This is a genomic window from Myxococcus hansupus (genome assembly GCF_000280925.3).
Taxonomy (GTDB): Bacteria; Myxococcota; Myxococcia; order Myxococcales; family Myxococcaceae; genus Myxococcus; species Myxococcus hansupus.
Window position 1 is genome coordinate 609,274 of record NZ_CP012109.1, and the last position, 25,064, is coordinate 634,337.

Consider the following 25,064-nt stretch of genomic DNA (forward strand, 5'->3'; position numbering starts at 1 on the left):
CCCCTTGGGCGTGGCCGATGACGTGAGGTGTTCCTCGAGGCAGTCGAGGAACACCGTCAGGCGGCGGCTCGGGCTCCGGCCGGCGGTGTGCACCGCGTGAAGCTCCGTCGCGGAGGCGATTGTCGGGCTGTTGCTGCTGGTGGGCATCCAGGTCCGGAGCGTGCTCGTATCGGGCGCGCTGCTGATGCTGGTGCTGATTGGCGGCGCCTGCTCCGCGCAGAACTGGAGCGCCGCGAGCATCCAGATGATCTACCTCGGGTTCTGCGTCGTCCTCCTCGCCACGGTGCATCTCGACCATCTCTCGGTCGATGCGTGGATGCGTGGCAGCGGCCCGTTGCGAGGCATCCCTCCGTGGGGGCGCATCACCGGTTGTTGGCGGGCTCGGTGAGTCGGGCGGACGTGTCATCCACGTGCTTGCCGGGGCTTGTCCGGGCTCCTACGCTCCCCGCCGCTGGCACGGCGTTCGTGTTGGCGCTGACTGGGAGCCCGCCGCATGTCCTCCTCCACCTCGCCCGTCATCGGCATCATTGGCGGCAGTGGCCTGTACCAGATTGACGGCCTGACGGACGTCGAGTGGAAGAAGGTGACGTCGCCCTTCGGCGAGCCTTCAGACGCGCTGTGCTTCGGCACGCTCGAGGGCCAACGCATCGTCTTCCTGCCGCGTCACGGCCGCGGGCACCGGCTGGCTCCCACGGACATCAACTTCCGCGCGAACATCGACGTGCTCAAGCGGAGCGGTGTGACGGATTTGCTCTCGCTCTCCGCGGTGGGGGGGCTGCGGGAGGAATGCCCGCCTGGCACCTTCGTCGTCGTGGACCAGTTCATCGACCGGACCTTCGCGCGGGAGAAGAGCTTCTTTGGCACAGGGCTCGTGGCCCACGTGTCGATGGCGAAGCCGGTGTGCTCGCGCCTGGGAGACGCGGTGATGTCCGCCTGCGAGCGCGTGGGCGTCGTCGCGCGCCGGGGTGGCACGTACCTGGCCATGGAGGGGCCACAGTTCTCCTCCATGGCGGAGAGCCACATGTACCGGAGCTGGGGCTGTGACGTCATCGGCATGACGAACATGCCGGAGGCCAAGCTCGCTCGGGAGGCGGAGCTCTGTTACGCGACCGTGGCCATGGTCACCGACTTCGACTGCTGGCACTCGGACCATGCGGCTGTCACCGTGGACCAGGTCGTCTCCGTCCTGCTGGGCAACGCGAGCAAGGCGAAGGGGCTGGTGAAGAACGTGGTGCCGCTGCTCGGCGCGCACGGGGGGCCCTGCCCGCACGGCTGCCACCAGTCGCTGGAGCACGCCATCATCACCGGACGGGAGGCCTGGGACGCGGGCATGGTGGAGAAGCTGTCCGCCGTGGCCGGACGGGTGCTGCGCCGATGAAGGTCCATGGCTCGCCGATGCGCTCCATCTGGCTCGCGGCTGACGGTGAGGCGGCGGAGGCCATCGACCAGACGCGGCTGCCACATGCGCTCGTCACGGTGCGGTTGGCGACGCTGGACGCCGCCGCCCATGCCATCCGGAGCATGCAGGTTCGGGGTGCCCCGCTCATTGGCGCCACCGCGGCCTACGGCGTCTGGCTCGCCCTGCGCGCGGAGGCTTCCGATAGCGCGCTGGAGCACGCGCTCACGGTGCTGCGCGGCACGCGTCCCACGGCCGTCAATCTGCACTGGGCGCTGGATGACATGCGGACGGTGCTCGCGCCGCTGCCGCCGCCGGAGCGCGTGGCCGCCGCGCTCCAACGCGCGGAAGCCATCAGCGACGAGGACGTGGCCATCAACCGCGCGATTGGCGCACACGGCCTGAAGCTCCTGGAATCGGCTTGGGAGCGCAAGGGACGTCAGGGGCGGTTGGAGGTGCTCACGCACTGCAACGCCGGTTGGCTGGCCACCGTCGATTTCGGTACCGCGCTTTCGCCCATCTATCAGGCGCACGACGCGGGCATCCCGGTCCACGTCTGGGTGGACGAGACGCGTCCTCGCAACCAGGGCGCGCAGCTCACCGCGTGGGAGCTGGGACAGCACGGTGTCCCGCACACCGTCATCGCCGACAACGTGGGCGGCCACCTGATGCAGCACGGGCAGGTGGACCTGTGCATCGTCGGCACGGACCGCACCACGGCCCAGGGCGACGTGGCGAACAAGATTGGCACTTACCTCAAGGCGCTGGCGGCGAAGGACACCGGCGTGCCGTTCTACGTGGCGTTGCCTTCGCCCACCATCGACTGGACGCTGAAGGACGGTGTCCGGGAGATTCCCATCGAGCAGCGTGACGGCACGGAGCTGAGCGACGTCACAGGCCGGCTGGCGTCGGGTGAGGTGGCCACGGTGCGGATTACGCCGGAGGGCAGCCCGGCCGCAAACTACGCCTTCGACGTGACGCCCGCGCGGCTGGTGACGGCGCTCATCACCGAGCGGGGCGTGTGTCCCGCCAGTGAAGCGGGCTTGCTGTCGCTCTTCCCTGAGCGGCGGGGGAGGGGCGCATGAGCGGCGCGTGGGAGCACCTCGCCTTGCGCGAGCAGATGATCGCCACTGCGCGGCGGATGAACGCGTCGTCGCTCAACCAGGGCACGTCCGGCAACCTGAGCGTGCGCGTGGCGGATGGCTTCCTGCTGACGCCCACGGGCATGGACTACGACGCGCTGGTGCCCGAGGACCTGGTCCTGATGCGCTTCGACGGCAGCCACGAGGGCCGGAGGAGTCCGTCCTCGGAGTGGCAGCTCCACCGGGACCTCCTAGCCGCGCGGCCGGAGGTGGGCGCGGTGCTGCACGCGCACTCCATGTTCTGCACCACGCTGGCCTGCTTGCACCGGGACATCCCCGCGTTCCACTACATGGTGTCCGCGGCGGGCGGGACGGACGTGCGCTGCGCGCCCTACGCCACCTTCGGCACGGCGGAGCTCGCGGGCCACGTGCTGGCGGCGCTGGAGGGCCGCAAGGCCTGCCTGATGGCCAACCACGGCATGGTGGCCGTGGGGGCGGACCTGGCGGCGGCATTCAAGCTGGCCGTCGAGGTGGAGACGCTGGCCGCCATGTACTGGCGAGCGCTCCAGGTGGGCGAGCCGGTGCTGCTGGACGGCGCCGAGATGGCGCGCGTCCTCGAGAAGTTCAAGACGTACGGCCAGCAGCCGACGCTTCCGTCGCGCGAAGGGTGAGGACCGTCACCTCCGTCGGAACGCCGATTCGGAAGGGCAGCCAGTGCCCGGTGCCACCCGACACGTAGAGCTGGTGGTCCCCCTGCCGGTAGCGGCCCAGCATGTACTTGAAGGCGAACCAGAAGGCGGAGACGCCCAGGAAGGCCACCTGCCCGCCGTGGGTGTGGCCCGCCAGCGTCAGCCGAGCGCCGCGCTCGGCCGCGAGCGGGAAGAAGTCCGGGTGGTGCGTCAGGCAGAGCACCACCTCGCCCGGTGCCACGTCCCGGAAGCCCGCCTCCGCGGAGGCCTGCATGCGCTGGGTCTTCACGCGGTGGCTGCGCCCCGACATGGGGTAGTCCACACCCACCACGCGCACCGTCTGTCCGGCGTGCTCGAAGGTGTGGGACGCGTCCACCAGCAGGCGCACGGGGCCGCCGCGCGCTTCGACATCGGCGTAGGCCTGGAGGATGGGCTCCAGGCCGCGCCAGTGCTCGTGGTTGCCCAGGATGGCGAGCATGCCGTGGCGCGCCTTGCACTCCGACAGCGCGGCCATGGTGCCGTCGAGCTGGTCCAGGTCGTCGATGAGGTCACCCGTCATCACCTGGAGGTCCACCTTGGCGTTGTTCATCGCCTGCACCGCGTCCTGCAGGTAGCGGGTGTCGATGAAGGTGCCCACGTGGACGTCGGTAATCTGGCCAATGCGGAAGCCGTCCATCGCGGGCGGCAGGCCGGGCAACCGGATGTCGACTTCGCGGACGGTGAACTGGGTGTAGCCGTTGGCGAGCCCCACCGAGCTCGTTCCAGCCGCCAGCAGCGGCACCGCGCGGCCGGCGTTCGTCAGCAGGTTGCGGCGCGCCAGGTTCACTTGGGGCGGATTGGCCGGGGGTTCGACCTTCGTGGCCTGCTTCTGGGCGCGCCGGTCCAGCCAGCGGCGCAGCAGAATCAGGGGGCCGCCGATGAGGACCACCATGATGATGGCGACGGACCAGCCCACGGAGAAGATGCGCAGGGACGCATCGCCCACGGGGAGCTGCGCGTGACGGCCCGCCACGGCGGAGTACGCCCACGGCATCAGCGACAGGAGCGTTCCGCTCGCGAAGACGGCCAGGCGCCACCTCTGGAGGAGGCCGGGCCACAGCGACCGGAGCACGGCCCAGGCACCCACGTTGAAGATGAGGAGGATCAGCAGCCTGCCCATTGACGGTGCTCCCTTGACGTTGGGGGCAGCAGTCATAGCTGGTGCAGGTGACGCGCGCCGCAGGAAGCGACCGAATGGCGGGAATCCAGGCGTTATCGGTCGGGAGCGTGGGGTGACCGCCAGTGGAGGGCCCCTCTGCCGGGCCGCCCACCAGGGAGGTCACTCCCGGCCAGGGCTGGCCATGCGCAGATGTGCGTGGAGCGTCTCCGTGCGCAGGTAGAGGAACTGAGCGTCACCGAAGGCCAGCGCGTCACCGTCGTTGAGCGGCTGCTCCTGCTCCTGGTGCAGCGACGAGGCGTTGACCCAGGTGCCGTTCATGGAGCCCACGTCACGCACCGAGCAGTCCCCCGTCGCCGCGTTCCACCGCAGCGTCGCGTGGTGCTTGGACACGGATGGGTCGGGGACCACGAGGGCGCAGCCTTCGATGCGCCCCACGGAGAACTCTTGCCCGTCGGCCTCGGGCCGGAGGAAGTGGACTTCCAGTGCATCGAAGGCCCGCAGCATCACGAGCAACCGGTCCACGAGCCGGCTGCGGTGGGCCATGCCCACGGTGCGTGCTTCGCCGAGCCGCATGGCCACTTGTTGGAAGACGGGCTCGGGCGGTTGCTGGACCAGCACGACGCGACCCGAGGCGTCGATGAAGGCCTCCAGGGTTGCCAGGGCGAACGGGCGCAGTTGCTTGACGGACGGCATGGTGCCCGCACCTTAAACCGCGTTGCGAAAACAGGGGACTCAACCGCCGCGTGCCCCCGCGAACTGTCCACCGTTTGTCGGGAGCCGCGTCCCGCCCGCGCGATGACGCATGAGACCTTTCTCATGAAAGGGGCGTCCGCTTTCATCGAACCGGGGGGACTGACGGGCACTCCGCGAGACCAACCAGGAGCGACGACATGACGATGCGGATGAAGCGGTATGGCGCTGGGCTGTGGGCGGTGTTGCTGTTGGCGGTGACACCCGCCTGCGGCGATTCGGACGAAGGCACGCCGCCACTCCCGGACGCGGGCACGGGACGCCCCGACGCGGGGCAGCCCGATGCGGGCGGCGACAGCGGCACGCCCGACGCGGGGAGTGAGGAGCTGCCTCCACTGGTGGTGCCTGCCGGCTGCAATCCGCTGGCGTCCGAGCATGACTGCCTGCTGCCGTACCCCTCGGACTACTACCTCGAAGAGGACGCGGTGCTGCCTTCTGGCCACCGCGTGCGGCTGTCGGAGGCGGCGAAGCTGAAGGCGCCGGATGGCACCGCGTTCGACTTCACGGACCTGCACCCGGCGGACGGGTATTCGCATGGCACGCAGGTGCTCGCGCTCTTCCCGGGTGGTGTGGATGACTCGGGCCTGCCCTCGGTGTCGAGCCCCACGGCCGGGACGAGCGGCAACACGGTGTTCATTGACGCGGAGTCGGGCGAGGGCGTGCTCCACTTCGCGGAGTTGGACCCGCGTGCGCCGGATGATGCGCGTCGTGCATTGCTTCTGCGGCCGGTGGTGCGACTGCGGAACACGGCCCGTTACATCGTCGCGCTGCGAGGGCTGCCGGCGAAGGACGGGACGCCCGTGCCGGTGCCCGAGGGCTTCCGGCGCATCCGGGACGGACAGACGGCGGGCGACCCGCTGCTGGCGCCGCTGGCCGCTCGGTACGAAGCGGACATCTTCCCCGCGCTGGAGGCCGCTGGCGTGCCGCGCGCGGAGCTTCAGCTCGCGTGGGACTTCTCCACGGAGTCCGAAGCGAACGTCACGGGAGACATGCTGGAGGTCCGGCGTCTGGCCCTGGAGGCGATGGAGGCCACGCCGCCCGTCGTCACGGTGACGGAGGTCCTGGATGACGTGGATGTGAACGTGGCCCGGCGCATCCGCGGCACCTTGCGGGTCCCGCTCTTCCTGGAGAGTGACCAGCCTGGGGCGTTGCTCGCGCGAGACGAAGCGGGGCGCGTGCGCCGCAACGGAGAGGCGGAGGTGCCCTTCACGCTTCAGATTCCTCGCAGTGTGTGGGGGCAAGGCGTGGCGCCGGTGCGCTTCGTCCAGTACGGGCATGGGTTCTTTGGACGGCAGGCGGAGGCGGACGGCTCATTCGTCCGGCCCTTCATCCAGGCCACGCGCATGGTGGTGCTGACGGTGGACTGGTGGGGCATGTCGCAAGCGGACGCGCCCATCGTGCTCCAGGCGATGGCGGCGGCGCCCAGCCTGACGATGCGCTTCACTGACCGCGTCCACCAGGGCATGGTGAATCAGCTCGCCGTCACGTACGCGGCTCGGACGACGCTCGCCGCGTTGCCGGAGCTGCAGGACGGCGGCGTGGCCGTCTACGACCCGGAGCAGACGTACTTCTACGGCATCAGCCAGGGGCACATCCTGGGTGGCACGTATGTGGCGCTGTCACCGCACGTGTCTCGCGCGGTGTTCAGCGTGGGCGGCGCGGACTTCACGTTGATGATGTTCCGGGCCCGGCCCTTCAGCATGTTCCTGGATGCCATCTCGCAGACGGCGCCGGATGCGCTGGACCAGCAGAAGTTCGCCGCGCTGACGCAGACGGTGTTCGACCGTATCGACCCGATTACGTACGCGCCGCACGTGCTCAATGACCTGTACCCCGGAGCACCCGCGTCGCGGAGCGTGCTGGTGCAGTACGGCCTGGGGGATGCGCAGGTCCCCAACGTGGCCACGGAGCTACACGCCCGGGCCATGGGCCTGACGCAGCAGCTTCCGGCCACGTGGCGTGTGCCCATGCTGCCTGCGGAGGAGGGGAGTGTGAATGGCTCGGCGCTGGTGCAGTTCGACTACGGCCTGCCCGCGCCGCTGCCAGGGACGTTCGCGGACCTGCCCGCCGCGGACAACGCCGTCCACGAAGGCGTGCGCCGGGATGCCAACGGCCGCGAGCAGGTGGACCGCTTCCTCCGGCCAGGAGGTCAGGTGGAAGGCACCTGCGGCGGTATCTGCTTCGGCGGTAATTAGCGGCAGTTGAACCGGGCAGGTGGCGCGCGTTTGAAGCGGCACCTGCCTGGTACTATCTGTGTGAGGGGACCAGCAGTGGGACTCATCTAATCGGAATCATGGGCGAAGCCAGGCATCCTCGGGCAACGGGGGGCATGACGCCTCGCGGGCCGGGCGCGGAATCAACTCAGGCCGCTCGGGCACTGCGAGTTTCTGGGCCTGTGCGAGCCGCACCAGCGCGAGCCCATTGAGGTACACTTTTCCTTCCGTCGCTCCGAACTCCTGGTCGAAATCAAGCTGCTTCCGGTACATCCGAAGTCGCTCTTTTCGCGTCTCGAGCACCGCGTCGAACGCGGAGCAGAACGCGGCCTCGTCTTGTTCCAGCAGTGCCTGGCAGACACAGAGGTATGGGGTCGGCTCGTCTTCCACCACGCGAATCCAGCGGTCGAGGATGCCCTGGAGCGCGACCTGGTTCGTGGGCGTGCTCAGCAGCCGCTGCTGGAAGTGGAAGAAGAGGAAGTCCTCCTCATACTCAACACCGTCGATGAATGCTCCAGGAGAGAGCTCGGCGATGCGAGTCGCGGTGTCGAGGTCCCCTGCGGCCAGAGCGGCGGTGAAGCCGGTGTCCTTGCTGATGGCCAGCACGTGATGGGGGAGAGGGACTTGTGCGGAGCGCTGCTTCAGCAAATGCAAGCGGGCCAGACCTGACTTGCGCAGTGCCCTGGTGAAGTACTCCCCGTCCATGTCCCGCAGCAGGGCGCAGATTCCCAGGATGCGGTAGGAGAAGGTAATGGTGGCCAGGTCGTCTGCGTCGGAGTCGCCGTCCTCCACCGCTTCGAGGGCGCGCTGAAGCTGGTAGCCGTAATTCTCCTGTGCCAGCTCCAGCGGGTCATGCCTCATTGGATGTCGACCTTTGTTCCCAACGGGAAGAAGGCCGTTCCCGTCATCCCCTGCGCCTCCATCAATGCCTTGAGGTCCTCCCTCACCAGGATGACCCGGGGCATCATGGTGAGACGGAAGAGGTTGACGTTCGCGTCCACCTCCTCGCCCTTCAGGTAGAGGCGTCGCAGGCGGTCGAATTGCTGGTCGCCACTGGGTGCCGTGATCCTTGCGCCCATGCTTCGCTCCATGTCCCCCCAAGGGCGCGTTCCGAGCACGTTGACGATGTAGCACTCGTCGCTGGCAGGGCGTCCCTTGTGGTTGAGCAGCGTGAAGCGAAGGAACTCGATGGGCTCTGTGGCGTGTTGGGCCAGCAGGTCATTCATCCGGGCGGACACCAGCAGGTATCCCAGCGTGTTGGGGATGACATCTGGGATACGGACTCCCGAGACCTCGGGCGCCATTTGGAAGCTGAGTCCCTGCGGGTACTCGGTGCCCAGAGGCTTGCCGACGGTGGGCTTGTAGAAGTTGGACAGCGCGCTCGGGTACTTCCAGATCTGGCAGTACTCCGGCTTCGTTGCGTCAGCTCTGAAGATGAAATGGCTCATCACTGTCATCCAGGCGCGAGAGGCTACATGGTCAGGGTGGCAGGCAATTTATTGATGTGCGCTTTCCGTCCCGCCTGCGCCTCGGCCCGTCCCCACTTCACGAGGAGCCAATACAGTTCCTGCTGCATGCGCTCAAGCTGCCTCTTGGTCTCCGCCGTGATGGCCTCCTTGGTGTCCGGGCATTTTTCGTTCTGAAGCTGGTTGAACTTGGCTCGAAACTTGTTCAACTCAGTCACACAGCGTGCCGCGTAGGCCGTCTCCTTTCCGTGCCGGCCCGCGTGTCTGGGAAGCCCCAGGACTTCGGCCACATCCCAGGTGCACGGGAGGATGATCATGTTCAGCCGTGAGTTGATGTTGTACTTGATGTGAGTCTGGAGAATGTCCCGCTCCTCCGGCCGTTCGAGGCAGTCGAAGACGGTTTCCTCCGGCAGGATGTGGTGGTGCTCATGTTTGAAGGGGCGAAGCTCACTCTGGTAATTCTGCCCCGTGTCGAAGTTCCAGGCGCCCTTCTCCTCCGCGGGATTGACGGGTTTGTGGGCGTCCTTCGTGCCGCTCTTGGGCGTGCGGCCCCGGGCCGTCTTCTTGATGAAGTCCTTGTCCTTCAACCGCTGCGAGGCGGTCAGCCGCTGTTTGGGGCCAATGCGCCAGGAGCCCTTGAGGGGGGCATCCGGGTCCAGTTCATAGAGGGATCGTTTGCGAGGGACGCTCTTCGACTCCTCAACGCTGTTGTACTGGTAGCCGCAGGCTGGGTAGGTCGAACTCTTCGCGTGCCCGATGACGTGCTTATAGAGGCAGCCCGTGGAGGCATCGCGCTCCGGATGCTTGTCCTCATCAGGGAGTTCTGGCCAGTGCCGTTTGGAACTCATGGACGTGCCTCATGCCATGGGAGTGGGAGGGTGTATCAGGAGTGAGCCGCGGCTGCCGTCATCACCGCTGACCCAGAGCAACACGCCGGTTTCCGGGAGGTAGCCACGCTCTAAACCGCGGACTGCCATGCAGATTCCGAGCAGGCCAGTCGCCGCGCCCGTCTCGCCAAAGGATGCGGCGGGGTACCACGCAGGCGCCTCCGGCAAGTCGTCCTGTGCTCGGAGGGTGACGAGGGCATGGCCCCAGTCGGTCGCGCGGTAGCTGTCACCGTTCAGTGCCGCAATGACTCTGAGCGCCTGCTTCCGCGGGCCGCCAAGCGGGGCCATGGTCCGACGGATACAACGCACGAGCGCTTCGCCCATCGCCGGTGTGCGTGACATGCGGTGGAACGGTTCTGTGTCGACACTGGGCGCCTCGAGCGTCGCCAAGACCCTGGCTCCTCGTCTGACGGCGGCGTCCCATCGCTCGACTTGCATGAATGCAGCGGCTTCCCCGGGGAGCATCCCCACTGGATTCCCTGGCGTCTTCAGCAGGCGCAACTGGTCGAGCGCTTCGACGAGCCTTGGCTCCACGAGGCTGTCGACCCCTCCAATGATGCATGAGTCAACCTCGCCCGCGTCAAGCTGACGATGCGCGGCTTGCAACGCGAGCAGGAATCCCGTCTCCCCGAACCAGAGCGGTTGTGCTTTGACGGCTTGGAGTTCCGCGGCCCGGAGTACTGCGGGAATCAGGCGCTGCTGGTACCGAACGATCCGCTCCTCATGACGCGAGGGAGGGTTGCCTTCTCGAGCATCCATCTGGTGTAGGTAATAGCCCCCTGGGGCGCAAAGATGGAACGCGCACAACGTGTTGGGGTGTTGGTAGGTGTGTGAGCGCAAGTCCAGCAGGGCTTCTGTTGAAAGCGCCGCGAGGCGGCCGTTGCCGGAGAATCCGTCCGTGAGCCAGGGGATTGCTGCGCCTCGGGCCGATTCGGGCTTCCGACTGACGGGATCCCAAACCTGGACCTCCTCGAGCGAGGAGATGCGGGACATCCCTGCACGGCTGGCGGCACAGCTTGCGATGACATTGTCGCCAAGCGCGGAGACCATCCCCAAGCCTGTGATGGCCAGCCGCCCCGCATGTGGGCGCGGGGGCTGTCGTGCGCGGCCTGGGCTCCGCTGTTGAGGCGCTGCGGGCGGGGGCCTCGCGACGGCAATCAGGTGTTGGAAGGGCTGGCTCATGCTCGTCCGTTCCAGCACTTGCCGGCCGGCCAGAATTTCAGCTCGCTGCCGCGCGCTGAAGCATTGGGACTGGATCGTGAGTCGGCCTCGGTTACGCAATCCGAGTTCCCGGGACAGGACATGCCGCCGCCGCATGGGCAGGAACTCCAGGGCTTCCACGAGCCAGGCCCCGCTCAAGGGCCTTCCCTGCAGGTATCGCCCGCCGCGCTCGAAGTGGCGCTGGTGCTCGCGCCACCACGCGTGGACCCTGTCCGGCGCCGCGAGCGGCAGTTTGTCTTCGGGACTCGACGCTACGACCTCCTCACGAGCCTCCTCTTCCTCGGAGGAGGTGGGGGGAGGGCGCTCATAAGGGCCCGAGATGCGCAGACCCGAGATGGCGCAGAATGCCTCCGCCGCAAGCCTTCCCAGTGTCGAGTCCTCCAGCAGGTTCAGACAATACTCAGCCGCCTCGACGCGTCCGCTGAATCCCAAGGCCCATAGCGCCTCCGCGCGGCTGCTGGATGATTTCGCGGCTTCCAGCAACCGCTCCAGGTCGGCATCGGTTCCTCCGAGCCCCAGGAAAAGCAGGGCCGCGCCATCCGGAGAGGGACCCTCCGCCAGCTTTCTGCACAGAGGCCACGCAGAGCCCAATCCCAGGGTCAGTGCAGTCCATAGCGCCTCGGTGCGCACCTCCGCGCTGGATGATTGCAGTCCATCAAGGACGGCGTGTTCGGAAACAGGCGCGCGTGTTACGCGAGCGGCCTTCAGTGCCGCGCTCACGACCCGAGGGTCTGAATGTGAGAGAAGGGCCCCGAGACGGGGCCCTGGCTCTTCGCCCCAGAAGGTCAGTACCTCCAGGCTGGCGGCGAGCACATTGGCTTCAGTCGAGGCCAACATGGGGGAGAGGGATTTCAGAACGCGTGGGGTCGCGCCCAGTTCCAGGGCCCGGAGTGGAGAGGGGGCCGCTGCGGGCTCGGCCTGCTTCAGGGCCTCGAGAACCGTCTCCTCCGCTTCCTCTTCGCCAGAGAACAGCAAGGCCAGCGCCGAAGCGGTGACGACGCCCACTTCATCACTGGTGAGCCCGGGAAGCAGCAGTTTCTGGCGTGTATGAGCGCCGCCCAGTGTCAGCGCGTCCAGATGTGCCAGCAACCGCGCTTCGGGACCTTCGGCCAACTCCATCAAGGTGTAGGCAGGAGAAACCAGCGCGTCCTCCCACAAGGTCCAGAGGAAGGAGGCTTCGCCGAGGTGATCTTCCAGAAGCTCCTGTTGTGCCTTGGAATGTGCGAGTCCCATGTCGCGCTCGGATGCGCTCACTCATCCACGGGGTCCTTGCAGGTCAGGCACAGTGGTTTTCCGTCGCTCTGCCCAAGTGCTATGACAGGAGGTTGCATCAAGGGCGCGGGCGGCGTGTTCTTGTCATTGTGGAACATGAGGTCCAGTGCCCGGGCGACGTTCTTGCCCTCGAACTTCACGTCGAATGAGAAGTTCGCGAACTCCGCCTTGCCCTTGGTTTTCCCAGACACAACGCCGCCACCAGCAGTTCCTGCCTCATCGCCTGTACTGGTGCTGAAGTTCGAGTCCTTCACGCAAACGGGGTTGCCCTGAACGCTGACGCCCTTGGTGCCATTGTCGGTGTCTGCAGACCTGGCGACATTGGGGTAGGGAATGGGCACGGGGCCAGCCGGGCTTGGCGTCTTGCAAACGTCGGGAAAGGCGACCGATACCCCGTTGGAATCCTTGGTCACCACAGACATCTTGTTGACGCCGACGGTGTTGGCCATGGGGTGACTATAGTTTTTGGACTTTGCGCAGAGCAAGTCCGGCGGTCACTTGGAGTGTTGTGATGGGGTTGGTGTATGTGATTGTGGCTGTTCTTTGGGAGACATTGGGTGTGGCCATTCGAATTCCAGTGGCATCAGGACTGATGCTTCAAGCACCCGATGCGAAGCACGTGGCTCCTCGGAGGAGCCGCGTGCTCTCACCTTGAACTTCGCGTGGCCTACGTCGCGGCGTCCGCCTGGGAATTCTTCATCAGGTGGTCGCCGTACTCCTCGCGCAGCTTCGTCTTCAGGAACTTGCCCGTCGACGTGCGCGGCACCTGCGGGACGAAGACGTAGTCATCCGGCAGCCACATCTTCGCGAACTGGCCCGCCAGGTGCGTGGTCAGCTCCTCCTTGGTGACGCGCTGGCCTTCCTTCAGCGCCACCGCGGCCAACGGGCGCTCGTCCCACTTCGGGTGCTTCGCGGCGAAGACGGCCGCCTCCAGCACCGCCGGGTGCGCCATCAACGCGTTCTCCAAGGCCACGGAGGAGATCCACTCACCGCCTGACTTGATGACGTCCTTGCTGCGGTCGCAGATGCGCACATACCCGTGCTTGTCGATGGTGACGACGTCTCCCGTCTTGAACCAGCCATCCTTCGTGAAGCGGTCCGCACCCTCATCGCTGAAGTAGGACGAAGCCACCCACGGGCCGCGCACCTCCAGCTCGCCCATCGTCTCGCCATCCCAGGGCAGCAGCGTGCCGTCATCGGCGGCCACGCGCGTCTCCACGAAGGGCAGCGCGAAGCCCTGCGACGCTCGCGCCGAGGCCTGGGTCTCCGGCGCCGCCTGCCGCGTGGGCCCCTTCACCTTCGCCATGGTCCCCACGGGGCTCATCTCCGTCATGCCCCACGCGTGGACCACCTCCAGGCCGTGCCGCTGGCGGAAGCCCTCAATCAACGCCGGAGGCGCCGCCGAGCCACCAATCAGCATCGACCGCATGCTGCTCAGGTCCCACTTGCCCGGTGACTGGTCCAACAGCGCGAGGATGCCAATCCAGATGGTGGGGACGCCGCCCGCCATCGTCACCTTCTCCGCCGCCATCAAGTCCAACAGGGACGGCGGGTCCAGGTGCGGCCCCGGGAACACCAGCTTCGCGCCCGTGAGCACCGCGTCGAACACCAACCCCCACGCCGCGGCGTGGAACATGGGCACCACCGGCAGCACCGCGTCCACCTCGCGCATGCCCGTCACATCCGTCATGCAACACGCCAGCGCGTGCAGCACGGTGGAGCGGTGGCTGTAGAGCACGCCCTTCGGGTTGCCCGTCGTGCCCGACGTGTAGCAGAGCATCGACGCGGAGTTCTCATCGAGCTCGGGAAAGTCATACCGCGGCGACTCGGCCGCCAGCAGCGCTTCGTAGTCGAGTGTCCCCTCGGGCGCGGGCCCTGAATCCGGTACGACGATGACGTGGCGGATGCCAGGCACCGCGTCCTTGAACTTCTCGTACAAGGGCAGCAGCGAGCGGTCCACCACCAGCACGGAGTCCTCCGCGTGCCGCGCGATGTAGCCCAAGTCATTCGGGTGCAGGCGCAGGTTGAGCGTGTGCACGACGGCGCCCATGCAGGGCACGCCGTAATACACCTCGAGGTGCCGGTAGTGGTTCCAGCTCAGCGTGGCCACCCGGTCGCCCGGCTTCACGCCCAGCCGCGTCAGCGCGTTGGCCAGCCTGCACGTGCGCTCGTAGAAGTCCGCGTACGTGTAGCGGTGCAGCGACTTGTCCGGGTTGCGGCTGACGATTTCCGAGTGGGGGAAGAACGTCCGCCCACGTTCCAGGAGATGGCTCAGCGTGAGCGGAAAATCCATCATGCGGCCTGGCAGCATCGGCACCATTCCTTGTGAACGAGGAGGGGTACCGATGCTAACGGAGCGCGCGGGGCCGCATCATCCGCGCTTCGTGGATATCGCGAGGCGTCAGCCGAAGAACACCTGGGCGACCTCGAAGAACTCCTGCGGCACGCGCTTCAGCTCGCGGGTGGCGTCGGCCAGGTCCACGCTGATGATGTCGTTGCCACGCAGGGCGGCCATCTTCCCGAACTCGCCGCGCGCCACCATGTCGCACGCATGGACGCCGTAGCGGGTGGCGAGCACGCGGTCATGCGGCGTGGGCGCGCCGCCGCGCTGGATGTGACCCAGCACCGACACGCGCGTCTCGAAGCCCGTCCGCCGCTCGATTTCGTGCGCCAGGATGGTGCCCACGCCGCCGAGGCGCGGCCTGCCTGCCTCGTCGAGCGCCCCGCTGGTGACGAGCTGCTCCTGCTGGTCCGCGGACAGCTTGATGCGCGTGCCCTCCGCCACCACGACGATGGAGAACGTCCGTCCGCCCGCGTGGCGGCGCTGGATGTGCTCGGCCACCTTCTCCATGTCGGCGGGAATCTCCGGCACCAGGATGACGTCCGCGCCGCCGGCGATGCCCGCGTACGTGGCAATCCAGCCCACGTGACGGCCCATCACCTCACAGACGATGACGCGCTTGTGCGACTCGGCGGTGGAGTGCAGCCGGTCGATGGCCTCCGTGGCGATGGACACCGCCGTGTCGAAGCCGAAGGTGAAGTCGGTGGCGTTGATGTCGTTGTCGATGGTCTTCGGCACGCCGACGATGCGCAGCCCTTCGTTGGACATGCGCGTGGCGGCCGACAGCGTGCCCTCGCCGCCGATGGCGATGACGGCGTGGATGCCATTTCGCTCGATGGCGCGCTTGACGCGCTCCAGCCCGTTTTCGACCTTGAACGGGTTGACGCGTGAGGTGCCCAGGATGGTGCCACCCCGGTGGAGGATGCCGGACGTGGTTTCACGCGTGAGGCGGAAGTGGTTGTCCTCCAACAACCCCTTCCAACCATCTCGGAGGCCCATCATCTCGAAGCCGTGGGCGTTGGCGCGGCGGACGACGGCGCGGATGACGGCATTCAGGCCGGGGCAGTCGCCCCCGCCGGTGAGCACGGCGACTTTCATGAAGAAACGTTCTACCGCGCCCGCAGGTCCGCGCGACCCCCAAGTTTTCCAGAGCGCTCACCCGGGGACCTTGCGGCCATCCGTCCAGGAGCCCGTGAGGGCATGCCCCACGGACGCGAGGCGGCCCTGGAACGTGAGGTGTTGACCAGTCGCGTCATCCCGCGCGCGAGGCGCGACGCCGGCTCCGGCCGCACGGTGGCGGACAGGCGCGGGGTTTCAATGGCGGCGTGTCTCGTGCGCCCTGGATGGGACTGGGCCGCGTGCCTATGTTTCGGGCTCGCCTTTGCCGGAGTGAGCGCCTGTTGAACATCCGCGTCTTCGATTCCGAACGGGAGGCCGCCGCCGCGTGCGCCCAGCGAATCGCTCGCGCGGTGGCGGAGCGTCCGTCGCTGGTGCTGGGGCTCCCCACGGGCCGCACGCCGCTCAACGTGTACCGGGAGCTGGTGGGCGCGTTCCAGCAGGGCCGGTTGGACCTGTCCCAGGTCCGCACCTTCAACCTGGACGAGTTCCTCGGCATCTCCGCCGACGACGCGGGCAGCTTCCGCGCGTACATGGACCGGCACTTCTTCCAGCACGTCAACCTGGCGCCAGAGCACATCCATTTCCTGGACGGCACCACGACGGACCCGGCGGCGGAGTGCGCGCGCTACGACGCTCGAATCGCCGAGGTCGGAGGCCTGGACCTGGTGCTGCTGGGGCTCGGGACCAACGGGCACCTCGCCTTCAATGAGCCCGCGGAGGGCCTGGTCTCACGGAGCCACCGGGTGCGCTTGAGCCGTGCGACACGCGAGGCGAATGTGATGCTCTTCGGGGACGACGCCTCGCGCGTTCCGCTGGAGGCGCTCACGTTGGGCATGGCCGGCATCCTCCAGGCCCGCCGGGTGGTGTTGCTGGCCTTTGGCGCGTCGAAGGCGGAGGCGGTGCGCGCCATGGTGCACGGCCCCGTGTCACCGCGTTGTCCCGCATCCTTCCTCCAGCTCCATCCGGACGCTGAGGTGTGGTTGGACCCAGCGGCTCACGCGCACGTGTGACGAAACTCGGGAAAATGCTTTCACGATAACTTTACACAGGGCTCTTCCTCCGCATCCGAACCGTGGATGCGGATGCCTCGCAGCCCGCCCCTCGCCTTGAAGCAGCGAACAGTTCTCGATGGAAAGCGCCAGCGTCCGTCCTTCGTCCTCCCCCCGGGTCGAACGGCGAGTCTGTGTTGGCGCGGCGGTTTCCGTGGGAGGTCCGTCCGCTGTCTCGAGGAATGCCGTGAACATCGCGGTCGCTGAGTGCTTCCGCGACGGCTTCGACACCGCGCAGCGCGGGGCGGCCCCCTCGTGCAAGCCGGTGTCGTCGGAGGGGTTGGTGACGCAACGGGGGTGGGGCAGAGGGAGGATGCCCCCGTGTCGGTTCGTCCTTCGTCCAAGGTCCGGACGGAGGCGCTCGAGGTCGCGACAGGCCCGGCATCAGCCCGTGAGCGTCACGCGTTGCGCCAGCAGCCGCGCCGCGCTCAGCCCTGTCCCTTCGCCGTGGGCGCCGCCGGCTTCTTCGCATCCTTCGCCGCGGAGGCCGGGGCCTTTGTCCGCGCGGGCGCCGCCGGCTTCGGTTTGGCCGCGGGCTTGGTGACCACCGGTGCCTTGCGCGGCGGCGGAGGGGGCCGAGTCAGCTCCCACGCCGCGAGCACCTTGGGCACGTAGTACTCCGTCTCACCGTTCTTCGGCACGCGCCCGTTCACGGAGCCCGGGCCCGCGTTGTACGCGGCCACCGCGAGCGACACGTCCTTGAAGCGCCGGAGCTGCCCGGCCAGGTACCGCGCGCTGCCATCAATCGCGGGCTCCGGGTCGAACGGGTCCTTCACGCCCAGCATCGCCGCCGTGCCCGGCATGAGCTGGCCAGGGCCCATGGCCCCCGCGGGCGAGATGCGATGCACCCGCGACTCCGACTCCACCTGCACCAGCGCCCGCAGCAGGCCCGGCGGAAGTCCGTGCCGGCGCTCGGCCGCGTCGATGATGGGCTCCAGCGGCGCGTGGCCCTCCATCCAGCACGAGGGCCGGTGCGCCAGGTACGCGCGGACCGCGCCGGCCTTGGCCTCCAGGAAGGAGAAGGACAGCGGCGACACGAAGCTGCTGCCGAACCACGCCACCGCGACGTTGAGCAGCACCACGGGGGCGAACACGCACGGGAGCCACCATGCCCAACCGGGCACCGTCATCCCCGTCCGCCGTGCCGCCCGCTTGCGTCCCACCCCTTCACCCTTAGGGGCGCTTGGGGCCTCCGTCCAACTTCCGGCGCCCGGGACGGGGCTCCGTCGGGGGCAGCCGCAACCCATCCAACACCAGCGTGGTGAGCGCGTCCGGCAGCTCCAGCGGATTGCCGATGTCCTCCTCGCTCAACACCGCCAGGAGCAGCCGCTCCACCGCGCCCACCACCGCCAGTCCGCTCACCGCCGGACGAATGGGGCGCAGCAGGCCGCTGGTGTGGGCCTTCTGCGTGATGTCCACCGCGTGACGCGCGACCAGCCGGGCCAGCTCCGCCACCTTCGCCCGCGCCCCCACGGCTGGGCCGCGACACTCCTGAAGGTACAGGCGCACCACGCCCGGATACTGGAGCAGCGCGCTGGCAATCACCGCCGCCATCGCCCGGTACGCGTCGAACATGGCCTCCACGTTGTGCGCGTCCGCGAGCGCATGCCCGCACGTCTCCAGCCCCGCGAGCAGCTCCCGGCGCACCGGCTCCAGCAGCCCGTCCACCAGCGCCGCCTTGTCCTCGAAGTACCGGTAGAACGTCCCCTTGGCCACGCCCGCCGCCTGGGTGATGTCGTCGATGGTGACGCCGTCCAACCCCCGCGCCAGGAACAGCGTCAGCGCGGCGTCTTCCAGCTCCTGCATCCGCTCGCGGCGGTGGGCCTCGCGGCGACTGCCCGGACGCCCGGGCCGCTTGTCCGTTGCGCGGGCGGCATCCCCCCGCGTCCCACTCCGGGTCGACATCGGCGTGCGCTCCAGTCCGTTGCGCGGTAGAAAAAGAGTGACCAAATAGTCACTTATTGGCCGTGGGGCGTCGGCCGGGCGCTCCGCCGGAGGCAACCATGATCGGCATCCCCCTGGGCTGGGTTTACTCCAATTTTGGTGAATGGGTGCTGCACAGGTCTGTCCTGCACGGCCTGGGCAAGAACCGGAAGAGCTTCTGGAGCTTCCACTGGCACGAGCACCACCAGAAGTCGCGTCGCAACGACATGGTGGACGACCAGTACATGCGCTCGCTGTGGACCTGGTCCGCGCAGACGAAGGAGCTGGTGGGGCTGGCGGTGCTCGCGCTGGCGCATGCGCCGCTGCTGCCGGTGGCGCCCTTCTTCGTGGGCACGGTGTGGGCGTGCGCGGCGAACTACTACTTCGTGCACCGGCGCGCCCACCTGGACCCGAAGTGGGCGCGTGAGCACCTGCCGTGGCACTACGACCACCACATGGGCAAGGAGCAGAACGCGAACTGGTGCGTGACGCACCCGTTCTTCGACCTCGTCATGGGCACGCGGCGTGAGTTCCTCCACGTGCAGCCGCCCGCGGCGAAGGAGGCGCTGCCCTCCGCGCCGGTGCCCGTCCCCGTGGAGACCCGGAAGCACGTGGCGGCTTCCGGGCTCCTCTGAAGGACGGACGCGGGTCCGGCTCAGAACACCAGGTCGAAGTAGTTGGCGTGGGCCTTCACGCCCGCGCAGGCGCGCACGTTGGCTGACCAGTCCTGGGAGGGCAGCGAGCCGCGCGCGTCGAAGATGAGCTCGAGCTCGGATTCCCGCGCCAGGTCCAGCAGGTCCACCGGTCCGGTGCTGACCAACTGGATGATGCGCGTGGGCGCGGTGCCGGTGCGCGTGTACTCCCCAATGACGTGGGTGTCATTGGAGCCCGGCCGGCGCACGGACACGCTGGCGCGCTCGACGCCGCTCAGGTCCGTGTCGGCGGTCACCTCGAAGAGCCGCAGCCGCAGCTCCGTCTCCACGGTGGTGTCGTCGGGCAGCGGATCCGCCAGGTCGCCCAGCGGGAAGTTGATGCTCCGCTGCACGTTGGCCGTAAGCGGCACCGCGGCGGGGAAGGACAGGTCCCGCTCCGTCTTGCAGATTTCCTCGGCCTCGGCCTCGATGAAGAAGAGGGACTCGCAGCCGGTGGCGAGCAGCGCGAAGCTGGAGAGCAGCAGGGCGCGGATGGAAGTCTTTCGCATGGTCATCGGCTCCTGGCTCAGAAGAAGTAGAGGATGAAGCCCAGCTTCACGGAGGGCATGGTGGCGCGCACGGACAGGTTCCGCGCGGTGACGTCCGGATCCTCCGTGACGTCCTGGAGCAGGGCGCTCGCGTCGTCCACACCCGCCCTCACGTAGCTGAGGCCCACGTGGAGGAAGAAGTTGAAGCGGCTGGCCGCGCCCACTTCCAGGCCCACGGTGCCGGTGACGTAGTTGTACGTCACGTCGCGGATGGCCGCGCTGCGGCTGCTCGGCGTGGCGCCCAGCCAGTCCACCACCTCGTTGTAGTCCGAGCCGAAGTAGTGGCCCGCCTCCACGTTGAAGGACGGCGACAGGAAGGTCTGCATCGGCAGGATGCTCAGTCCGCCGCGCAGGCCGAAGCTGAGCGTGTTGGTGGTGGGGCCGCCTTGCAGCCGCAGCCAGGGCAGCGGCTTGAGCACGGCGGACAGGCCCACGCCGTGCGGCGCGCCCGCGTCCAGCATCAAGCCAAAGCGGTAGGGGCTGTCTCCACCATCGGCCAGGGCCGGGGTCGCTGCCCCCAGTCCCACGGCGAACGCGAGTGCAGCGCCGTGCCGTCCCAGGGGAAATACCCTTCGTCGTCTCGTCGAGGATGTCGGCTTCGTCATGTCGTGTTCCAACGTGTTTCCGGCCCGGTGGCCATCATTCGCGCGACCGGGCGGAAAAAGAAGCGGCGCCGTGGTGATTCACGGAAGAATCACGCCGCTTCCTCGCGGATATCCGACATTGGCGGCCCCCGCCGCCTGAGAATTCAAGACTCCGGAGCACTCCGGTTGGCCGCGAGTTCGATGACGTTGACCATCAAATCCTTCACGCGGCGCGGCTTCTCGCCGCCGTTGTCACGGAGGATGAGGTCGATGTCGTCGTCGGCCCGGTGGTACTCGGGGATGAGGTCGCCGCCGCCGTTGGGATTGGAGAGGCCCTCGAAGAGGAAGAGGACGTCCTCACCCTTGCGCCCGAAGGACGCGCCGTCCTGGCGGTCGCGGAACACGTTGATGTCGCGGTTGATGCGGTCGAACGGGTCGTCGAGCTGCGCGTTCGCCTGGTCCAGCACGTCGCGGAAGTAGTTGGGCTGGCCGCGCGAGTTGGTGTCCACCACGGACAGGCGCTGGTCATCCCAGCGGCCCACCATGTCCACGTTGATGACGCCGGTGATGGCCTCCAAATCCAGCCCCGGAATCGGGTGGTCCACGAAGTACTGCGAGCCCACCAGGCCCTTCTCCTCCGCGCCCGTCCAGAGGAAGAGCACGGAGCGGTCCAGCTCGCCGCGCGCCGCCGCCTCCGCCAGCTCCGGCACCGCCGCCATCAGCACCGCGCTGCCGGACGCGTTGTCATCCGCGCCGTTGAGCACGTTGCCCCGGCGGTCCACGCCGTCGTGGTCCAGGTGGGCCATCACCACGATGACCTCGTCCTTGTTCGGCCCTGAACCCGGCAGCAGCGCCATGGTGTTCACCGCCTGCCCGGACGCGGTGGCGAGCTGGCGCAGCTCCTCCACGCCGCGCTGTGCGCCGTCTCGCGGCGGGGCCAGGGGCAGGCCGCGCGCGCCCATCGCCTTCTCGTACTTCTGGTTGAGCAGGTCGATGGTCTCCGCCGGCATCTTGTCGTCGAGGTAGAAGCCGCCCTCGAACAGCTCGTGCCCGTAGGTGCCCGGCTTGTGCACGTGCCCGCCCGTCTCGCCGCGCACCCCGGGGCGGCCCGCGAACGAGTACACGTCGAAGCGCTGCTCGAAGGGGTTGTCCGGGTTGTTCGTGTTGGGGCCCACGAGGCCGTACTTCTGCACGTGCTGCTGCACGTACGTGGACGCCGCGTCCAACCCGGCCGACGGGCTGTCACGGCCCTGGAGCTCGTCCGAGGACAGGTACGCGATGTGCGTCATCGGGTCCGCGTCCACCGCCCGGGTGTCGACCTCCGGCTCCGGTGTGGGCTCCACGGGCGCGGTGGGCGGCGGCGTGGGGACGTTGCACAGCAGCGGCCGCGGCGCGCGGGCGGACTCGAAGCGGTCCGCGTTCCAGCCCGGCGGCGCGCTGGGGGGCTTCGCCGCTTCCGGCGTCTTGGCGTCCCTGGCCACGGCGGCGCGAGGCGGAAGCGAGGGGAGGGGACGCGGGCTGTCGCTGACTTTCGTGGCCATGGAAGAGGAATCCCGGTGCGGCGCGTGGGGGTGGCGCGTCATGGAATTATCCGCCGCCGCTGGCCGGGAGTTGTGTGGCTTCTTTTCGCTCGGGATTCCCGGGGCGTTCCGAGGGGTGTTGAGGGCCTGACGTCCCGCCTCCCTGCCGGTCAATACCTGCACCTGGGGGCCAGTGACACCTTGCAAGTCCGGAAAGCACCGGGGCTGCGATGGCCCGGGTCTACCGGCCCAGGACGGGGGGTCCGGATGATCGACGAAGTCGATCAACGATTGAAGGCGTGGGTAGGCCGCATTGCCGGTGATGTCCCGGTGTTCCTGGGAGTCCCGGATCGCGAATCGCTCGAGCGAGGCGTCTGCCTGTACCTGCTGGAGCTGGGGCCTCCGCCACCAGTCCGCAGCGGGGGCGGCAGTCGCGCGCCGTTGCAGATTTCGGTCTGCTACCTCATCACCGCGGGGGCGGAGTCCCCGGAGCGGGCGCACCGCCTGCTGGGCGAGCTCGTCTTCGCGGCGATGGAGGAGGCGGACTTCGAGGTGGAGCTCACGCCGGTGCCCACCACGGTGTGGGCCGGGCTGAGGACCGCGCCACGTCCGTGCTTCCGCCTGCGCGTTCCCGTGCGGCGCGAGCGCGCCACGCCCGTCATCCACCGGGTGCTCTTCCCCGCCGTGCCCCAGGCACCGACGCCCGCGGAGGCGCTGCTGGGCTGCGTCGTCGGACCGGGCGACGTGCCGATTCCGGGCGCGCTGGTGGAGCTGCCCACGCTGAAGCTCACCACGCGGACGGACGCCCAGGGCTGCTTCCGGTTCCCCCGCGTTCCCCCCGTGGCGACGGTGGGCCCGCTGGAAGTGCGCGCCAAGGGCGAGTTGCTGGAGCTGGGGCCGGAGGTGCTCGCCGCCGAGCCGCAGCCCCTGCTCATCCGTTTGCCGTTGAAGGAGGAGTGATGATGCCGCCAAGCCACCTGCCACCCTTCGTCACCGAGGAGGCGTCGCGCACCGACGTCTCCGAGGCCTCACCGTGGCCCGTCGCGCCGCCGCCCGCGCGCGTGACGGTGGACCCGCTGGAGCCGGAGGTGTTCGCCTCGTGGGGCCTGGGGCCGGAGCAGTTCGCGGCCCACGTGTCGCCCGCGGCCCGGGCCCTTCATGCGGCCGTCACCGCGGCGGATGCTCCGGCGTCATCACGGCCCGGTGTGGCGCCGTCGCCTCGCGAGCCGCGGGCCGCGCTGGAGGCCTCGGCGGCGTCGACGACGGAGTCCGTGCCGGGGCTGGATGACGGCGCGTGGGAGGGCGCTCAGTCCCTGCTGGAGGGCGGGCGGGTGCCGCCGCGGGGTCGCTGCCCGGCGGAGTGAGGGAAGGGGACAGGCTTCCGAGGCAGGCCGGCGGGACGGGGGAACCGCCGGGCCTGAGGGGGAGTGCTGGGTTGACGCGCTGATTCCGCACACTCCTCCAAGAGAGCCGGTTGATGTCTCGCGCCTTCGATGTCTCCGCAATCACGGACGCCCTCCGTCTGTCCTCTCGTGGGACGGGCGAGGCCGTGTTCCTCGTCACCAACATCCTGGACGCGCCGGTGCGCGCGAGGGTGACGGTGGTCCCTGGCCCGCAGGCCCGGCGTGAGTGGTTCGTCCTGGAAGAAGCGCCCGAGCGCGAGCTGCCGTCGAAGTCCGCGCAGCGGTTCACCGTCCGCCTTCGCGTGCCGCCGGGCATGCCCGCCGGGCGTTTCAGCTTCCACCTGCGCGTGGAGGATGTCGCGCTTCCAGAGACGCGGTTCGCGGAAGGGCCGGCCCTGGCCTTCGAGGTGCCGGCCTCCGTCTCCACCGCGAAGGCCTTCCCGATGAACTGGGCGGTGATGGGGGTGGGCGCCTTCATCCTGGTGGGCACGGTGATGTCGCTGCTCGCCGCGCACAAGTCGGGAGAGCCCGGGCCGGGGGCGCCGTGTCCGGATGGGCATTGTGGCCGGGGGTTGAGCTGCCAGCAGCGTGAAGGCGGAGGCATCTGCCTGGCGTCACAAGGGCAGCCCTGCGACGCGGGCACCCAGTGCATCACCGGCTTCTGTGCGCCGGGCGTGGGCTGCACGGTGCCGCTGGGGATGACCTGCGCGACGGAGGCGGATTGTCCGGGGCTCTTGACGTGCGCGGACGCGCTGGACATGCAGGTCTGTCTGCTGGAGCCGGAGCAGCCCTGCGAGCAGGACAGCGAATGCGCCAGCTTCTTCTGCAACGCGGAGCGCCACTGCAACCGGGATGATGGCCGCTGCGGCAGCGACGCCGAATGCCACAAGCCCGCGCAGTGCGGCGCGACGAAGCTGTGCCAGCTCCCGGACGGGCAGCCCTGCATGCAGCACGAGGCCTGCCTCTCCGGCTACTGCGACAAGACGTGCCAGGTGTCTCCAGAGTCCTTCCAGTGCACGTCCCCGTGCCCCGACTACTCGGCCTGCGTCTCCGGCAAGTGCGTGCCGGTGGAGGGGAAGGTGCTCAACGAGAACCTGCTGCTGAACGCGCCGAGGATTCGCAAGGGCATCGAGGAGCGGAGCACCCAGCAGGGCGTCGAGCCCTAGTCCGCGGCTGTCCTAGGCGCCCGCGGGCCGAACCGCCTGGGCGACGTCCACCAGCCGCTGCACCTGCGCCTCGCTCATGCGCAGGTGCCCGGCGGCGGCGGTGATGTCTCCGGGGACGAACGCGCGCATGGAGCGCGGCGTGAACCAGTTGAAGAGGGACACCACGCCTCGCACCAGCGCGGACCGGGTGAACACGGCCGTGGGCGGAATCACATACTCCTTGGGGACCTGATTGAGCGCCTGCTGCCGCTGCGTGGCGCTGGGGCCCGGTCCTTCCGCGAGGACGAGCTGCGCGGTGGCCGTGTCCTTGTGGCGGGCGATGAGCTCGCAGTAGCGCGCCCAGTCCTCGGCGGAGGGCGGCTGCGTGTTGTGCGCCACCACCAGCACCGTGCCCACGTACGCCAGCCCCAGCGTCCGGGTCCGAATCACGTCCTGGATGTCGGGCGCGTCGAGCTGGACCGGGGGCGTCATCGCCGCGTCTCTCCGTTGGGCTGCGTGCATGCCGGAGTGTTCTCCGGCATACGGGCATGTGCAACCTGTAATTCTAGGAATGCTTGCTATGCGGCATGTGCGCCCGGGAGGCG

The 25,064-nt window shown here is 68.5% G+C and carries 25 protein-coding genes; 10 read left to right on the plus strand and 15 right to left on the minus strand.

Features of this window, described 5'->3' with window-relative positions; translation table 11 throughout:
- The first annotated feature begins 130 nt into the window (after positions 1-130).
- The 4 genes from A176_RS02515 to A176_RS02530 all read left to right on the plus strand — a co-directional run bounded on the left by A176_RS02515 (position 131) and on the right by A176_RS02530 (position 3,149).
- Positions 131-388: a hypothetical protein gene (locus tag A176_RS02515; RefSeq protein ID WP_002636951.1), complete on the plus strand. Its 258-nt coding sequence runs from the start codon at positions 131-133 to the stop codon at positions 386-388.
- Between the two features lie 105 nt (positions 389-493).
- Positions 494-1,378 (plus strand): S-methyl-5'-thioadenosine phosphorylase, encoded by an 885-nt coding sequence (locus A176_RS02520; protein ID WP_002636950.1) that lies wholly within the window; start codon positions 494-496, stop codon positions 1,376-1,378.
- A complete protein-coding gene (gene mtnA / locus A176_RS02525; protein WP_002636949.1) occupies positions 1,375-2,481 on the plus strand; it encodes an S-methyl-5-thioribose-1-phosphate isomerase in 1,107 nt (368 codons plus the stop codon). Before A176_RS02520 ends, mtnA begins: the two co-directional genes overlap by 4 nt.
- Positions 2,478-3,149 carry a class II aldolase/adducin family protein gene (locus A176_RS02530; RefSeq protein WP_002636948.1) on the plus strand — a complete coding sequence of 224 codons (672 nt, stop codon included), beginning with the start codon at positions 2,478-2,480 and terminating at the stop codon, positions 3,147-3,149. Before mtnA ends, A176_RS02530 begins: the two co-directional genes overlap by 4 nt.
- Here the strand turns inward: A176_RS02530 and A176_RS02535 are convergent.
- Complete coding sequence (locus tag A176_RS02535; protein ID WP_002636947.1) at positions 3,103-4,326, minus strand: metallophosphoesterase; 1,224 nt, start codon at positions 4,324-4,326, stop codon at positions 3,103-3,105. The two genes, A176_RS02530 and A176_RS02535, sit on opposite strands and share 47 nt — an antisense overlap.
- 159 nt (positions 4,327-4,485) lie before the next feature.
- The gene (locus A176_RS02540) at positions 4,486-5,019 is read right to left on the minus strand and encodes an FHA domain-containing protein (protein WP_002636946.1); all 534 of its coding nucleotides are present in this window, start codon (positions 5,017-5,019) and stop codon (positions 4,486-4,488) included.
- 197 nt (positions 5,020-5,216) lie between these two features.
- On the opposite strand from A176_RS02540, the gene A176_RS02545 reads away from it, so the two are divergent.
- Positions 5,217-7,271: a hypothetical protein gene (locus tag A176_RS02545; protein ID WP_002636945.1), complete on the plus strand. Its 2,055-nt coding sequence runs from the start codon at positions 5,217-5,219 to the stop codon at positions 7,269-7,271.
- Between the two features lie 96 nt (positions 7,272-7,367).
- Here the strand turns inward: A176_RS02545 and A176_RS02550 are convergent, their stop codons facing one another.
- The 7 genes from A176_RS02550 to A176_RS02580 form a co-directional block, all read right to left on the minus strand.
- Complete coding sequence (locus A176_RS02550; RefSeq protein WP_002636944.1) at positions 7,368-8,150, minus strand: Imm49 family immunity protein; 783 nt, start codon at positions 8,148-8,150, stop codon at positions 7,368-7,370.
- The gene (locus A176_RS02555; protein WP_002636943.1) at positions 8,147-8,737 is read right to left on the minus strand and encodes an imm11 family protein; all 591 of its coding nucleotides are present in this window, start codon (positions 8,735-8,737) and stop codon (positions 8,147-8,149) included. The genes A176_RS02550 and A176_RS02555 overlap by 4 nt, the downstream gene beginning before the upstream one ends.
- A 23-nt stretch (positions 8,738-8,760) precedes the next feature.
- Positions 8,761-9,603: an AHH domain-containing protein gene (locus A176_RS02560; RefSeq protein WP_021781156.1), complete on the minus strand. Its 843-nt coding sequence runs from the start codon at positions 9,601-9,603 to the stop codon at positions 8,761-8,763.
- A 9-nt stretch (positions 9,604-9,612) separates the two neighbouring features.
- Positions 9,613-12,117, minus strand: a complete 2,505-nt coding sequence (locus A176_RS02565; protein ID WP_049872221.1) for a TIGR02270 family protein — start codon at positions 12,115-12,117, stop codon at positions 9,613-9,615.
- Positions 12,114-12,584 carry a DUF4150 domain-containing protein gene (locus A176_RS02570; protein WP_044889758.1) on the minus strand — a complete coding sequence of 157 codons (471 nt, stop codon included), beginning with the start codon at positions 12,582-12,584 and terminating at the stop codon, positions 12,114-12,116. Before A176_RS02570 ends, A176_RS02565 begins: the two co-directional genes overlap by 4 nt.
- Positions 12,585-12,802: 218 nt before the next feature.
- Positions 12,803-14,446, minus strand: coding sequence for a long-chain fatty acid--CoA ligase (locus A176_RS02575; RefSeq protein WP_002636939.1), 1,644 nt, complete (start codon positions 14,444-14,446; stop codon positions 12,803-12,805).
- Positions 14,447-14,536: 90 nt separating this feature from the next.
- Positions 14,537-15,574 (minus strand): 6-phosphofructokinase, encoded by a 1,038-nt coding sequence (locus A176_RS02580; protein ID WP_044889757.1) that lies wholly within the window; start codon positions 15,572-15,574, stop codon positions 14,537-14,539.
- Positions 15,575-15,876: 302 nt separating this feature from the next.
- Between A176_RS02580 and nagB the strand changes: the two genes are divergently transcribed.
- On the plus strand, positions 15,877-16,605 hold the full coding sequence (nagB, locus tag A176_RS02585; RefSeq protein WP_002636937.1) for a glucosamine-6-phosphate deaminase: 729 nt from the start codon (positions 15,877-15,879) through the stop codon (positions 16,603-16,605).
- A gap of 467 nt (positions 16,606-17,072) precedes the next feature.
- Here nagB and A176_RS02590 read toward each other — a convergent pair whose 3' ends face one another.
- Positions 17,073-17,807 carry a transglycosylase SLT domain-containing protein gene (locus A176_RS02590; RefSeq protein ID WP_044889756.1) on the minus strand — a complete coding sequence of 245 codons (735 nt, stop codon included), beginning with the start codon at positions 17,805-17,807 and terminating at the stop codon, positions 17,073-17,075.
- 10 nt (positions 17,808-17,817) lie between these two features.
- Positions 17,818-18,549, minus strand: coding sequence for a TetR/AcrR family transcriptional regulator (locus tag A176_RS02595; protein ID WP_002636935.1), 732 nt, complete (start codon positions 18,547-18,549; stop codon positions 17,818-17,820).
- A gap of 98 nt (positions 18,550-18,647) precedes the next feature.
- On the opposite strand from A176_RS02595, the gene A176_RS02600 reads away from it, so the two are divergent.
- The gene (locus A176_RS02600) at positions 18,648-19,202 is read left to right on the plus strand and encodes a sterol desaturase family protein (RefSeq protein ID WP_002636934.1); all 555 of its coding nucleotides are present in this window, start codon (positions 18,648-18,650) and stop codon (positions 19,200-19,202) included.
- Positions 19,203-19,222: 20 nt separating this feature from the next.
- On the opposite strand, the gene A176_RS02605 is transcribed toward A176_RS02600, so the two are convergent.
- The 3 genes from A176_RS02605 to A176_RS02615 all read right to left on the minus strand — a co-directional run bounded on the left by A176_RS02605 (position 19,223) and on the right by A176_RS02615 (position 21,932).
- A complete protein-coding gene (locus A176_RS02605; protein WP_002636933.1) occupies positions 19,223-19,768 on the minus strand; it encodes a hypothetical protein in 546 nt (181 codons plus the stop codon).
- Positions 19,769-19,785: 17 nt separating this feature from the next.
- Positions 19,786-20,412, minus strand: coding sequence for an autotransporter domain-containing protein (locus A176_RS02610; RefSeq protein ID WP_002636932.1), 627 nt, complete (start codon positions 20,410-20,412; stop codon positions 19,786-19,788).
- A gap of 143 nt (positions 20,413-20,555) precedes the next feature.
- Positions 20,556-21,932 (minus strand): M28 family metallopeptidase, encoded by a 1,377-nt coding sequence (locus A176_RS02615; protein WP_044889843.1) that lies wholly within the window; start codon positions 21,930-21,932, stop codon positions 20,556-20,558.
- 246 nt (positions 21,933-22,178) lie between these two features.
- Here A176_RS02615 and A176_RS02620 point away from each other — a divergent pair, with 246 nt between their 5' ends.
- The 3 genes from A176_RS02620 to A176_RS02630 all read left to right on the plus strand — a co-directional run bounded on the left by A176_RS02620 (position 22,179) and on the right by A176_RS02630 (position 24,480).
- On the plus strand, positions 22,179-22,871 hold the full coding sequence (locus A176_RS02620) for a hypothetical protein (RefSeq protein ID WP_002636930.1): 693 nt from the start codon (positions 22,179-22,181) through the stop codon (positions 22,869-22,871).
- A complete protein-coding gene (locus A176_RS02625; protein ID WP_002636929.1) occupies positions 22,871-23,275 on the plus strand; it encodes a hypothetical protein in 405 nt (134 codons plus the stop codon). Before A176_RS02620 ends, A176_RS02625 begins: the two co-directional genes overlap by 1 nt.
- Positions 23,276-23,388: 113 nt before the next feature.
- Positions 23,389-24,480 carry a hypothetical protein gene (locus A176_RS02630; RefSeq protein WP_002636928.1) on the plus strand — a complete coding sequence of 364 codons (1,092 nt, stop codon included), beginning with the start codon at positions 23,389-23,391 and terminating at the stop codon, positions 24,478-24,480.
- A gap of 12 nt (positions 24,481-24,492) precedes the next feature.
- Here the strand turns inward: A176_RS02630 and A176_RS02635 are convergent, their stop codons facing one another.
- Positions 24,493-24,951, minus strand: a complete 459-nt coding sequence (locus tag A176_RS02635) for a hypothetical protein (protein WP_002636927.1) — start codon at positions 24,949-24,951, stop codon at positions 24,493-24,495.
- Positions 24,952-25,064: the final 113 nt, after the last annotated feature.